12 protein-coding genes are annotated in these 12,627 nt (G+C 39.6%); 10 read left to right on the top strand and 2 right to left on the bottom strand.

The features are described from left to right. Positions 1–42: 42 nt before the first annotated feature. Together allC and allE are read left to right on the top strand one after the other, a co-directional pair. Complete coding sequence (gene allC / locus IGL90_RS12180; RefSeq protein ID WP_010825522.1) at positions 43–1,266, top strand: allantoate deiminase; 1,224 nt, start codon at positions 43–45, stop codon at positions 1,264–1,266. Between the two features lie 21 nt (positions 1,267–1,287). Further along, positions 1,288–2,073 carry a (S)-ureidoglycine aminohydrolase gene (allE, locus tag IGL90_RS12175; protein WP_002384779.1) on the top strand — a complete coding sequence of 262 codons (786 nt, stop codon included), beginning with the start codon at positions 1,288–1,290 and terminating at the stop codon, positions 2,071–2,073. Between the two features lie 117 nt (positions 2,074–2,190). Here the strand turns inward: allE and IGL90_RS12170 are convergent, their stop codons facing one another. Beyond that, positions 2,191–3,816 (bottom strand): PucR family transcriptional regulator, encoded by a 1,626-nt coding sequence (locus IGL90_RS12170; protein WP_002393997.1) that lies wholly within the window; start codon positions 3,814–3,816, stop codon positions 2,191–2,193. Positions 3,817–3,987: 171 nt separating this feature from the next. Between IGL90_RS12170 and IGL90_RS12165 the strand changes: the two genes are divergently transcribed. Next, positions 3,988–5,196 carry a pyridoxal-phosphate-dependent aminotransferase family protein gene (locus tag IGL90_RS12165; protein WP_002355061.1) on the top strand — a complete coding sequence of 403 codons (1,209 nt, stop codon included), beginning with the start codon at positions 3,988–3,990 and terminating at the stop codon, positions 5,194–5,196. Positions 5,197–5,293: 97 nt separating this feature from the next. Continuing rightward, positions 5,294–6,553, top strand: a complete 1,260-nt coding sequence (locus tag IGL90_RS12160) for an MFS transporter (RefSeq protein ID WP_002368361.1) — start codon at positions 5,294–5,296, stop codon at positions 6,551–6,553. A 45-nt stretch (positions 6,554–6,598) separates the two neighbouring features. Here the strand turns inward: IGL90_RS12160 and IGL90_RS12155 are convergent, their stop codons facing one another. Further along, positions 6,599–6,859 (bottom strand): metal-sensitive transcriptional regulator, encoded by a 261-nt coding sequence (locus tag IGL90_RS12155; RefSeq protein WP_002355063.1) that lies wholly within the window; start codon positions 6,857–6,859, stop codon positions 6,599–6,601. Between the two features lie 168 nt (positions 6,860–7,027). Between IGL90_RS12155 and IGL90_RS12150 the strand changes: the two genes are divergently transcribed. The 6 genes from IGL90_RS12150 (at position 7,028) to IGL90_RS12125 (ending at position 12,494) form a co-directional block, all read left to right on the top strand. Further along, complete coding sequence (locus tag IGL90_RS12150; protein WP_002365287.1) at positions 7,028–7,342, top strand: rhodanese-like domain-containing protein; 315 nt, start codon at positions 7,028–7,030, stop codon at positions 7,340–7,342. Then, the gene (locus IGL90_RS12145; RefSeq protein WP_048737581.1) at positions 7,343–8,992 is read left to right on the top strand and encodes an FAD-dependent oxidoreductase; all 1,650 of its coding nucleotides are present in this window, start codon (positions 7,343–7,345) and stop codon (positions 8,990–8,992) included. Then, complete coding sequence (locus IGL90_RS12140; protein ID WP_010712853.1) at positions 8,985–9,284, top strand: rhodanese-like domain-containing protein; 300 nt, start codon at positions 8,985–8,987, stop codon at positions 9,282–9,284. Before IGL90_RS12145 ends, IGL90_RS12140 begins: the two co-directional genes overlap by 8 nt. Positions 9,285–9,455: 171 nt before the next feature. Beyond that, positions 9,456–10,622: an efflux RND transporter periplasmic adaptor subunit gene (locus IGL90_RS12135; RefSeq protein ID WP_002361088.1), complete on the top strand. Its 1,167-nt coding sequence runs from the start codon at positions 9,456–9,458 to the stop codon at positions 10,620–10,622. Further along, positions 10,615–11,289: an ABC transporter ATP-binding protein gene (locus tag IGL90_RS12130; protein ID WP_048737579.1), complete on the top strand. Its 675-nt coding sequence runs from the start codon at positions 10,615–10,617 to the stop codon at positions 11,287–11,289. Before IGL90_RS12135 ends, IGL90_RS12130 begins: the two co-directional genes overlap by 8 nt. After that, entirely contained in the window at positions 11,286–12,494 is a 1,209-nt protein-coding gene (locus tag IGL90_RS12125; protein WP_010817655.1) for an ABC transporter permease, read from the top strand. The genes IGL90_RS12130 and IGL90_RS12125 overlap by 4 nt, the downstream gene beginning before the upstream one ends. Positions 12,495–12,627 lie beyond the last annotated feature (133 nt).

Below are 12,627 nucleotides of genomic sequence, written 5' to 3'. Positions count from 1 at the left end.
AAACGTTTACAATCAGAGTGTAATCAGTCAGGAGGTTTTGTGATGGACTTGGAAAAAGTTTTAAAACAAAGAATCGAAGAGTTGTCAGCAATTGGGAGTGATCCTGCAGGAGGGATGACACGCTTACTTTATACAGATTCGTGGTTGGCAGCACAAAAGTATGTGCAAAGTCAAACTGAGGCGTTTGGACTGGAAACGCAATTTGACGAAGTCGGGAATCTGTTTTGTCGAGTGGCAGGAACGGAATTTTCTCAGGAAACGATTTTAACTGGGTCACATATCGACACCGTGGTTAATGGTGGGACCTTAGATGGTCAATATGGTGTTATTGCTTCCATGACGGCTGTTCAATATTTATTAGACAAATATGGGAAACCACGGCGTTCTTTAGAAGTGCTTTCCATGGCTGAAGAAGAAGGGAGTCGTTTTCCAACGGTTTTCTGGGGAAGCAAAAATGTCGTTGGTGAAGCCAAACGTGAAGAAGTAGTCGATATCTCTGACAACGAAGGTAAAAAGTTTGTTGATGAGATGCATCGCCAAGGCTTTGATTTTCGGCAGGAGCAAACTAGACGTGAGGACATTGAAGCATTTGTCGAAATTCATATTGAACAAGGCAATATTTTAGAGAACGAAAAGCTCCAAGTCGGTGTTGTTCATAGTATTGTAGGGCAACGTCGCTACACGGTTAACTTAAAAGGGCAAGCCAATCATGCAGGCACTACGCCAATGAGTTACCGTCATGATGCGGTATATGGCTTTGCTAAAATTTGTGCAGAAGCCATTGATCGTGCGAACGAAATTGGGGATCCGTTAGTTTTAACATTCGGCAAAGTTATTCCGAAACCCAATACAGTCAACGTGGTGCCTGGAGAAGTGGAATTTACAATTGACTGCCGTCATACCGACGCTGCTTTTTTACGACATTTTACCGGTGAATTAGAAGAACGGATGAAAACAATTGCTCAAGAATTAGGCTTAACGATTGCAATTGACCGCTGGATGGATGAAGCCCCTGTACCGATGAATCAAGCAATTGTAGAAGTTATTGAACAAAAAGCCAAAGAAGGCAAGTATCAGTATCGTATGATGCATAGTGGCGCTGGGCATGATTCGCAAATTATTGCGCCCCATTACCCGACAGCGATGATATTTGTGCCAAGTATTGGTGGGATTAGTCATAATCCAGCAGAAGCAACGGCATTTCCAGATTTGGTTGAAGGCGTCAAGCTTTTAGCAGATACCTTATATGAATTAGCGTATAAATAAGATAGAAAAGGAAGAATTGTGATGGGTTATAAAAATAATCGAGTTGGTTACCAAAAAGAATTGTTAACATCAAGAGCTGTGATAAAAAAAGACAATTACGCCATTATTCCCCATGATGGTTTGGTGCAAAATGCAGTACCTGGTTTTGAAAATGTCGATATTTCCATTTTGGGATCGCCTAAATTAGGTGCGACATTTGTGGATTACATTGCTACGTTTCATAAAAATGGTCAACAAACAACTGGTTTTGGTGGCGACGGGATTCAAACGTTGGTTTATGTCATTGACGGTCGTTTGCGCGTTTCAGATGGTCAAGAAACTCATGAACTTGAAGCCGGGGGCTACGCCTACTTTACGCCTGAAATGAAAATGTATTTAGCGAACGCACAGGAAGCGGACACAGAAGTTTTCTTATATAAAAAACGCTATCAGCCGTTGGCGGGCCATCAACCTTATAAAGTGGTTGGGTCAATTCATGACCAACAACCCGAAGAATATGAAGGAATGACAGACGTCTTGCTTTGGAGTTTATTGCCGAAAGAGTTTGACTTTGATATGAATATGCATATCTTATCTTTTGAACCAGGTGCTAGTCATGCCTACATTGAAACGCATGTCCAAGAGCATGGCGCGTATTTAATTAGTGGCCAAGGGATGTACAATTTGGACAATGAATGGTATCCAGTGGAAAAAGGGGACTATATTTTCATGAGTGCCTATGTGCCACAAGCAGCCTATGCGGTTGGCCGTGAAGAACCGCTAATGTACGTTTATTCCAAAGATGCCAATCGTGAACCAGAATTATAACGAAAAGCCGAATGTAAAGTAATGACCTCGGAACAATAGGATTTGAACACGCAGTGGTGAACGGTAGAGTCCTTTTTCTTGGTAGACGTTACTTTTATTCGGCTATTTTCCTGTTAATTATTTTTCTGAAAGTTCCAACGCTACCCGTAAGAGTAAACTCGTCTCAGGCTCTTGAATAGAGGTGTCTAATAATTTTTCACATTGATTCATGCGATATTTAATGGTGTTTCTGTGAAGGTAAAGAGCGTTGGCCGTTTTAGTAATTTCGCAATTGAAATCTAAAAAAACTTTCAAGGTTTTTCGTAATTCTTGTAACGTCGGTTCCGTCGGGTAGGCCAACTCTTTCAATTGTTGCTGGCAAAAGTATTCAACATCTTCAGTGCCAATCTTTTCAAAAAGTCCAGCTAGGCCTTTGGGATGGAACAATTGCACAGTCGCTGGTTTTTGAGCGTGTAAAGAAGCCTCTAATGTCGAGGAAGCTTCAATATAAGAGTTAGGCAAATCTTCTAGGTTTTCATAAGCATTGCCTAAAGCAAAGCGAATGGTAATAGGCAAAGCCTGTTGCAAACGTTCAGCGAGGTTTTGCAAAATCATCAAATGGTCATTTTTCTTAGATTGAAAAATCAAGATACTTTTATTTTGATTTTTTAATTTAAACAAGGCGACATCTGGCAGGATTTCCGGTAATTGTTCTTTGAGCCATTGGAAAATTAGTTGCCCTTCCGCTTGCTGATAACGAATATGGGTTTCATTTTCTGGTTTAGTCACGCCGTAGACAATCGCTAATTGATAATAATCGCTGTTGATTAAACGATAATTTTTCCAAAGTTCCAACCAATTTTGATGTTTACTCAGCGCTTCTTGATGTGTATCAAGCAAGCGGTCCAAAAAGTCTGTTTTGAGATGCTCAAAAGATTCAGCAATTTTCTGGTTTTTAAATAACATAAAAGTCAAAACTAAAATGGCCTGATCAATGGCAAATTCAGAAATAGGATAAGGAATCTGTTCAGGAGATAAGACCAATAAATAATAGGGAAAATAATCGTTCACACGAATTGGAAAGCCAGCTACTTGAATGTTTTCTTGTCGCTCATCCTGTAAACGAAAGATTTTCTTTTCTTGTGCCAATTGTTGAAAGTGGTCTTTTGATAATTGTTTGATAAAAAACTCCGCCGATTTTTGATTGCCATAAAAATAATTCGAGTGGGCAATCACCTGTTGCCAAGGACTTAATAAAATAATTGGCGCATTTAAAATTTTCGCAAATTCAGCGATGAAGCGCGTAGCATCAACATCTTGCATTAATAATGTTGAAAAACGCTTTTGGATGTCAAATGCTACAGACATCTGTTCGGTTTTGCTATCACGAAGATAGCCTACAATTTCATGCAACAACCCGCCTAGTGGCTGTGTGCTAGGAATTTTAATCAGGGGCAAATCAACGGCACTGGCATAGGCAACAATTTCTGGTGAAATTTCGTCAAGGAACCGCCCAACTTTGATTCCTAAAGCCGTACACTCTGCTTGTTTTAGCGAGTCAATAAAAGGTTTCAATTTTTCTTGATCATCTTTATAAATCATTGCCGTTGTTAAAATCATGACATTTTTAGGGATAAAATCAGCCACATCAGGTGTTTCCGTGATTTCTACACTTTCCAAGGGCTGTGTTAAGTTTGAGTGAGACGATAATAATTGTAAGTCAGAAAATCTTGGTAAAGCCAAGACCTCAGCTAATATTTTCATCACAACAACCTCCTTTTTTTATAGTATAGCGAAGAATAAAAAGGAGTACAAAAGATAGTTATTGAATATGTCTAAAAAACAAAGTCAAAATAGTGCAAATTGAACAATGAATTTCTGGGTTTTTCCAAAGATAATAAAAGAGAAGAATTAAAAATGAAGTGAGGGATTACTATGTATCAACAACCAAATTTTGTACGGCGAACAATCATGACGCCGGGACCAGTCGAAGCCCATCCATCGGTACTTCGTCAAATGGGTCAACCAATTTTAGGGCAATTTGATCCAGAATTTCTACAGATTATGGACGAAGTTCGGGAAATGATTAAAGTACCTTTTGCCACAAAGAATCAACAAGCCTTTGCCATTGATGGCACGTCACGTTCAGGCTTAGAAGCGGGGTTATTTGCATTGATTGAGCCAGGTGACAAAGTGCTTGTGCCTGCGTATGGCCGGTTTGCTTATTTATTAGGTGAAATTTGCGAACGCGCCCGGGCCGAAGTCATTTATTTAGAAAAGGACTGGCTCGCACCGTTTGAACAAACAACGGTGATTGAAGCGATTAAAGAACATCAACCAAAAATTGTTGCGATGGTCCACGGCGAAACGGCGAATGCACAAATGCAACCGCTGGATCAAATTGGCGCCTTTTGTCGGGAAAATGAAATTTTCTTCGTAGTAGATATGGTGGCGACTTACGGCGGTGTCGAAACAAAGGTCGATGATTGGAAGATTGATATTGCGGTAGCAGGCACTCAAAAATGTGTCAGCGTACCTTCAGGCCTTTCTTTGATTACCTACAACCAACGTGTGGCCGATTATCTGGCGGGCCGTTACCAAAAAGAGTTAGGACTTGGTGCGGATGCGCGGAATGAACGGTTCATTCAAAGTAACTACTTGGATTTATCGCAATTAGAAAAATATTGGGGACCAGAGCGCTTAAATCACCATACAGAAGCGACTACAATGATTTATGGGCTACATGAAGGGCTGCGCTTGTTACTTCAAGAAGGCATGGAAAATGTCTATGCACGCCATCGGAAAAACGATCGTATTTTAGTTGAAAGTCTGCAAAAAATGGGCTTAGAAATTTTCGGGAAGTTAGACACAAAAACACCAACAGTCATTCCTGTGGTCATTCCAGAAGGAATTGATGGTGAAAAAGTGCGGAGCTTATTACTGGATCATTTTAAAGTTGAAATTGCCTCTTCCTTCGGTGATTTAAAAGGAAAAATTTGGCGGGTCGGTAATATGGGTTACAGCAGTCGGGAAGACAATGTGTTGCATTTCTTAAGTGCCTTTGAGACTGTATTGAAACACCAAGGTTATCAATTTGAAGGCGGTAGCGGTAGTACTCATGCATTGGCTGAGTATTTAAACTAAAAAAGAAGGTAGGACAAAGGTCACTACGTAAAAAAGCGTAGTGCTTTTGTTCCTTGTGAAACGTTAACCAAAAAAATGATTGGTGGAGGAAAAGAAAATGACAGACAAGACAAAAAGTTCGTTGGCTTATTGGAAAAAAATCGTTATTTTACTATGTATGGGCTGGGTAACAATCTGGATTTATCGTTCCGCGCTTTCTCCTGTTTATCCACAAATTCGTGCGTCTCTAAATGGTAACGCTTCCGATACGGCCCTCGGGTCCATTTCTAGCTTTTATTTTCTCGGTTACGTAGTCATGCAGATCCCTGCAGGCTTCTTGGTAGACAAAATTGGGAAAAAACGTGTATTAATTCCAGGCTTTATCTTGTTTGCGCTGGCAGCATTACTGATTGCCCAAGCCCAAACGATTGGAACAATTTACTTAGGTAGCTTATTGGCAGGCTTAGGATGTGGTTCTTTCTATGGCTCGGCTTACTCGTTGACGTCGCAAAACATTCCTCAAGCCAAAAAAAGTTTTGCAACAGCTATTGTCAACAGTGGTTCAGCAGTTGGTTCAGGTTTAGGAATGATTTTATCTAGTTATTTAGTTGCCCAAAAAGGATTGCCTTGGCAAGTGATGATGTACATTTCCGCCTTTATGATTATTTGTATGTTAGTAGCTTTTCAAGTGATTATTCGCAATCATAAAGAAGACATGGCCTTGATTCAGCCAACCGTTGTTGATGAAAAAGATAACGGAGCGGTAAAAGAAAAAGTGCCCTTTAAAAAACTGTTTGCGCCACATATGCTATTTGCGTATATTTTATATTTTGGCACTTGTTATGCATATTATATGATTGTGACTTGGTTACCTAATTTTTTAAGTACCGAACGTGGCTTCCAAGGAGCGGCGATAGGATTATCCTCTTCGCTGGTCGCATTTGCCTCTATTCCAGGAGCGTTATTTTTTAGTCGGTTGGCGGATAAGTACATGCATAAAAAAGTTCAATTCATCGTTGTTTTAGAATTTTTAGCAACAGCTATGCTCTTGTTAACTGTACAAGTAAGTAATGCAACGTTGTTATTAATTGCTTTAATTATGTATGGGTTCTTAGGAAAATTAGCTGTAGAACCGATTATTATTTCTTGGCTAGGTGAAAATGCACCAAAAATTGGAATTGGCACTACTTTGGGCGTGTTTAACTTTTTCGGCATGATGTCATCTGTGATTGCCCCAGCTTTAACTGGGAAAATTTCAGACACAACGGGTTCGAAAGTCATGGGCTTTTATATCGCCGTCGTGATTTTACTAATTGGCACGATTCTTTTTATGCTTGTCAATTTAAAAAAACGCGGGGCAGATTCGTCTAATAAATAAAAAAACAACGCAAACTTATCTTTCGCTGAATAAGTTTGCGTTGTTTTACTTTTTGACAATCATATTAATCGCTTGTGCTAATCGCTCTTCTTGTTCTTTAGGATCTTTTTCAGGATTTTCAAAGCAATGCTTTAAATTTTCCGCAACAATCATCCCCATTACGCGATCAATACTAGAACGGACCGCACTCAACTGAGTGATAACATCGATACATTCTTTTTCTTCATCAATCATTTTTTGAATCCCGCGAATTTGACCTTCTGTGCGGCGTAAACGATTCAGCACTTTCTTTTTTTCTTCAGTCATTTTGCCCCTCCTTAAGAGTAGTGATTGGTTTAAAATATACCTACACGAGGTATTTTTGTCAACTATCTTTTCTTTGAATCTAAAAATGGCAGAAATCTCTTCAGTTGACAAGTCTAACTTTTTCATGTTAAATATACCCCATAAGGTATATAAGAGAAGGAGAAAAAAATGTTATTTCAATTGTTTAAAAAAACGCCAAGTATTTCAACAAAAGAACTGCAGTCACGTTTATCTAAAGAGATAACGTTATTAGATGTCCGAACACCTAGCGAATACCGCGCAGGGCATATTCCACAAGCGATTAATGTCCCACTTAACAAAATTCCCGCCTACAACAAATCCGCTAACGAAGTCTATGTGATTTGCCAGTCCGGCATGCGCAGCAAAAATGCGGCCAAAATTTTAGCGAGAAAAAACTATCACGTGATTAACGTTCGTGGTGGGATGTCCCAATGGTCTGGTCAAATTAAAGGAGGAAAATAAATGAAAATTGTAATTATCGGAGGCGTGGCTGGTGGTATGTCAGCAGCGACACGTTTACGTCGCTTAATGGAAGATGCTGAAATTGTTGTCATGGAAAAAGGCCCTTTTGTTTCATTTGCAAACTGTGGTTTGCCTTACTACGTTTCTGGCGAAATCGCAGAAAGAGAGCAACTGCTTGTTCAAACACCCGAAGCGTTAAAGGCACGGTTTAATTTAGATGTTCGTCCTCACCATGAAGTCGTGGCGATTGATCCAATAGAAAAAGTGATCACAGTGAAACATGAAACAGAAATTTTAACAGAACACTATGACAAATTAATTTTATCACCAGGGGCGAAACCTTTTGTGCCACCAATTACAGGATTGGCAGAAGCCAAAAATGTTTTTTCATTAAGAAATGTTCCTGATTTAGATCAAATTATGACAGCCTTGACACCAGAAACAAAACGAGCCGTCGTGATTGGCGCAGGCTTCATTGGCTTGGAAATGGCAGAAAACTTACAAAAACGCGGATTAGAAGTCACTCTCGTGGAAAAAGCGCCTCATGTTTTACCGCCATTAGACGAAGAAATGGCCGCTTTTGTCAAAGCTGAATTAAGTAAAAACAATGTTCAAGTAATTACGGGACAATCTGCGGTTGCTTTTGAAGAAGAAGGGCAAGTGATTCGCTTAGAAGACGGTCAAACATTAGCTTCTGATTTAACCATTTTGTCGGTGGGTGTCCAACCAGAAAATACCTTAGCAGTTGAAGCAGGTGTAGCAACTGGTTTACGTGGCGGTATTGTTGTTGATGAACGCTATCAAACGAATCAACCCGATATTTATGCGGTTGGGGATGCTATTGTAGTGAAACAACAAATCACTCAAGAAGATGCGCTGATTTCTTTAGCTTCTCCTGCCAATCGCCAAGGACGTCAAGTAGCGGATGTGATTGCTGGGTTAGAGAGAAAAAATCAAGGAAGCATTGGGACCGCCATTGTGCGAGTCTTTGATTTAACCGCTGCTTCAACTGGTTTAAGCGAACGGGCTGCTAAAGCTGCTGGACTAACAACAGATGTTGTGCATATCAGTGGAAAAGACCATGCGGGGTATTATCCTGGCGCAACAGATCTTCAGTTAAAATTAGTTTTCCATCCTACGACAGGGGAAATTTATGGCGCACAAGGAATTGGGGCAAAGGGCGTAGATAAGCGGATTGATATTCTTGCGACCGCTATTAAAGGACAGTTAACTATTTTTGATTTGCCTGAATTAGAGTTTACCTATGCGCCGCCGTTTGGTTCAGCGAAAGATCCTGTGAACATGTTAGGCTATGCAGCGATGAACCTTGTAGAAGGATTGAGTGAAAACGTTCAATGGCATGAGTTATCCAACGAATTAGCTAATGGGGCTGTTTTATTAGATGTCCGTAATCCCGCCGAACGAGCCAATGGTCAATTTAAAAATGCTGTGTCTATTCCTTTAAATGAGTTAAGAGAACGTTTGGAGGAATTAGACAAGTCAACGGAGTACATTGTTAGTTGTCACAGCGGTTTGCGTAGTTATATTGCAGAACGGATGCTAAAACAAGCAGGCATCTCAGCCAAAAATTTAGATGGTGCTTTTGCGCTATATCGAATGGTAAAACCGGAGGAACTAGAAAATGTATAACACGATTGGCATGCCTGAGTTTTATCAGGAAGCAAAACGAAAAAAATTACCGATTATTGATGTACGAGAAGAAATGGAATACCAACTGGGGCATGTCCCCCAGGCCATCAACTTACCTTTAAGTACTTTAACCGAAAATTATCAGCAATTAGATAAAAAACAACCCTATTACCTGATTTGTCAAATGGGGTCGCGCTCCGCACAAGCATGTGCGTTTCTCAGTCAACAAGGGTATCAAGTAACCAATGTTCTAGGCGGTACATCTGGCTGGTTGGGTCAATTAGAACAATAAAATAACAAAAAACGTTTATCCTTTTACACAGGATAAACGTTTTTTTGTTAGATAAAGATGTGTCAAAACTGTAAGAGGAATGATAGGAAGATGAAGGGACCAGTTTTTTTATTCATTATATACTAAATAAAATGACAAACTCGTCAACAGAAATCAAGGAGGAACAAATAAATGAAAAAGTCAGGCCAGAAGAAGCGAAATAAAAAAGTGTGGTTCGGTATTGGTGCCGCAGTGGTCGTCGTCGGATTTATCGGAGCAAAAACAGTTTTTTCTTCAAAAGAAGTTGAACCTGAATACACAACGTATACCATTACAGAAATGGCCTCATTAAAATTAGATGGTCAAGTGAGTTTTCTAGATACTCGGGATATTTTCTTTGATCCTTCTTTAGGAAAAATTGCCGAAATAAATGTTGAAAATGGTAAAGAAGTCAAGAAAGATAGTCCATTGTTAACGTACAATAACTCAGACATCCAAGCCACAGAAACAGAACAAGCGAATGCCGTTAATCGGAACAATCTTCAAGTCCAACAAGCACAAGAGAACGTTAACTTAGCCACTCAAAAATACAATGAAGCCTTAAACAAAGTTGCTGCAGCCAAGCAAAAATTAAACACCGCAAAAGAGGCTGAAGAGAAAGAAACACTAAATGCGGAAATTCAGCAATTGAATGAAGCCGTTAGTGCTGCGAATAGTGAAGTCGCCCAAGCTAACCAAGCCCTTCAATTAGCCAACAGTGATGCCGTCGGAGCAGCAAACACGCTTGAACAAACACGTGGCAAAGTTAACACAGTCGTTACAGCACCAATTGATGGCCAAGTCACTGTCGATGCTAGTGCCATGAGTAGTACCGACAAACCAGTCATTAAAATTGCAACACAAAAGAAAAATATTCAAGGAAAAGTAACCGAATATGATTACGATAAATTACAGACAGGGGAAGAAGTAACAGTGACGACCGTTGGTTCAGGCAAATCAGCGCCAGGCAAAATTGTTTCCATTGCGCAAACCCCAATAGCTAAAAATGAAGGCAATCCAGTAGTGAGTTATCAATTTACAGTAGAAGGTGATTTTCCTTGGGCAGAAGGCTTGTCTACTAGTATCGCTGTGCCACAAAAGCAAATGATTATACCGACAGCAGCAATCCAAAAAGAAGGCGAAAAAGAATTTGTCTATGTTTACAAAGCGGGCAAAGCGAAAAAAACACCGATTGAAACAGAAACAAATTTAGGTCGTAAAGTTGTCAAAAGTGGCTTGAACTGGAAAGACCAAGTGATTGCCAATCCCAATAAAGAATTAAAAGATAATCAAGATGTTCAGGTAGCTGCCAATGATTAAGCTAGCCCATATTCATAAATATTATTATTCCGAAGAAGAAACACTGCATGTGTTAGATGATATTAACCTCCAAGTAGACGCTGGAGAATTTTTAGCGATTATGGGTCCTTCTGGTTCTGGGAAATCGACTTTGATTAATTTGCTAGGCTTTATTGATAAAAAGTTTGAAGGAACGTATTTATTTGAAGACCATGAAATTGGCGACTTTTCTGATAAGGAACTATCCCGAATTAGAAATGAAGCAGTCGGCTTTGTCTTTCAGAATTTTAGTTTAATTGAAACACTAACAGTTGAAGAAAACATTGAATTGCCTCTTTTATATAGTGGGTTAACCCCAAAAGAAGCCAAAGATCGTGTCCACGAAGTTCTGACAAAAGTCGGCTTGCCAGATAAAGGCAAGAAGCATCCAAAACAACTTTCGGGCGGACAACAACAACGTGTGGCCATTGCGCGTGCGATTGTCAATCGGCCAAGTTTTATTATTGCAGATGAACCAACTGGGGCTTTAGATAGTAAAACATCGGAAGAAATTTTAACGCTCTTTCAGCAATTAAACAATGAAGGTGTCACCATTATTTTAGTGACACATGATGAAGAAACAATTGAATACTGCAATCGTTTGATTAAAGTTCGTGATGGAAAGATTTTAGAGGAGGTGCTGACATGAAACGTTCAATTATTTGGAAAACCGCCTTCCGTTCCATTTTGAAAAATAAGCGACGCAGCTTGTTAACGATGCTAGGGATTGTTATCGGGATCGCTTCGGTGATTACCATCGTGGCTATCGGTAACGGCTTTAAAGAAGACATGGTCGATAAATTATCTGCTGAAAAACAAAAAGAAAATGTGAAAAAGATTTCTTTTTCGGCCTACAACACTTCGGATATGTTTAGTGACCAAGCGATGTTTACCGACAATGATTTAGGGGTCGTGCGCATGGTTCCTGGCGTAGAAAAAATTGATTTTGATCAAAGAGAAGTTGATGGCGCCCAAAAAGGTACACTGAATTTTCAAGCAGGACCGAAAAATCTTTCTGTAACCTATGAACTTGCCGACAAAACCACCAAAGAATTGTTGGCGGGACGCCAACTGAATGATGGAGACAATGCAAAACTGGATAAAACAGTGGTGGTGGATGAACTGGTTGCCAAAGAACTCTACCAAGACCCGACTGCAGCAGTTAATCGAACTTTTCCATATAAAGATCAACTTTTTACCATTGTTGGCGTGACAACCAATACCAGCGGTGCCATTGGTCCAGGTAATGATGACTCATTGCTTTATTTTCCCAAAAAGACCTATGAACATTATTTCGGCAAGCTAAAAGATACATCTACGTTGAAGCTAACAGTAGCACCTGGCTACCAACCAGATCAAGTATTGAAAGAAACAATAAAAACTCTCTCTCAACAAGGAACCATGAAAAACAGCGGGACGTATCAAGAATATAATGTTAAAGATACCATCAAAGAAATGGGCTCTTTATTAAATAATTTAACCTTGTTTATTTCCGCAATTGCGGCTATTTCACTGGTAATTGCTGGGGTCGGCGTTATGAATATGATGTACATTTCGGTCTCAGAACGGATTAAGGAAATTGGTATCCGCCGTGCATTGGGCGGGACAGCCAGTGATATTAAAAAGCAATTCTTAACAGAAGGAATTGCCTTGACCTTAATCGGCGGAATTACTGGTTATCTTTTAGGAATGATTATTGCCTACTTAGCCTCAATGGCACTACCGTTTTCTGTTCGTCCAGATTTAATGACGGTTACATTAGCCATCGGGATTTCTGTCTTTATCGGGGTTGTATTTAGCTATTTCCCTGCCTCGGCCGCTTCAAAAAAAGACTTAATCGATATTATGAAATAAATATAAATAGCAAAGAAACAGCCACTTTTGGCTGTTTTTTTTAGTAAAAGTAGAAAAAAATCCAAAGATTTCAAGAGAAAATAGCTAACAAACGTCAAAAGGTTGATATTAGCTACCAACCTTTTGATGTTTG

This window comes from Enterococcus sp. DIV1307a, from assembly GCF_050537425.1.
Classification (GTDB): Bacteria; Bacillota; Bacilli; order Lactobacillales; family Enterococcaceae; genus Enterococcus; species Enterococcus faecalis.
The sequence above is the reverse complement of the archived record's forward strand: the minus strand, read 5'-3'. Positions and strand labels throughout refer to the sequence as shown.

Bases quoted from the DNA above. Each gene is read 5' to 3' on its own strand.
- allC (WP_010825522.1), top strand. From the start codon at position 43: ATGGACTTGGAAAAAGTTTTAAAACAAAGAATCGAAGAGTTGTCAGCA.
- allE (WP_002384779.1), top strand. From the start codon at position 1,288: ATGGGTTATAAAAATAATCGAGTTGGTTACCAAAAAGAATTGTTAACA.
- IGL90_RS12170 (WP_002393997.1), bottom strand. From the start codon at position 3,816: ATGAAAATATTAGCTGAGGTCTTGGCTTTACCAAGATTTTCTGACTTA.
- IGL90_RS12165 (WP_002355061.1), top strand. From the start codon at position 3,988: ATGTATCAACAACCAAATTTTGTACGGCGAACAATCATGACGCCGGGA.
- IGL90_RS12160 (WP_002368361.1), top strand. From the start codon at position 5,294: ATGACAGACAAGACAAAAAGTTCGTTGGCTTATTGGAAAAAAATCGTT.
- IGL90_RS12155 (WP_002355063.1), bottom strand. From the start codon at position 6,859: ATGACTGAAGAAAAAAAGAAAGTGCTGAATCGTTTACGCCGCACAGAA.
- IGL90_RS12150 (WP_002365287.1), top strand. From the start codon at position 7,028: ATGTTATTTCAATTGTTTAAAAAAACGCCAAGTATTTCAACAAAAGAA.
- IGL90_RS12145 (WP_048737581.1), top strand. From the start codon at position 7,343: ATGAAAATTGTAATTATCGGAGGCGTGGCTGGTGGTATGTCAGCAGCG.
- IGL90_RS12140 (WP_010712853.1), top strand. From the start codon at position 8,985: ATGTATAACACGATTGGCATGCCTGAGTTTTATCAGGAAGCAAAACGA.
- IGL90_RS12135 (WP_002361088.1), top strand. From the start codon at position 9,456: ATGAAAAAGTCAGGCCAGAAGAAGCGAAATAAAAAAGTGTGGTTCGGT.
- IGL90_RS12130 (WP_048737579.1), top strand. From the start codon at position 10,615: ATGATTAAGCTAGCCCATATTCATAAATATTATTATTCCGAAGAAGAA.
- IGL90_RS12125 (WP_010817655.1), top strand. From the start codon at position 11,286: ATGAAACGTTCAATTATTTGGAAAACCGCCTTCCGTTCCATTTTGAAA.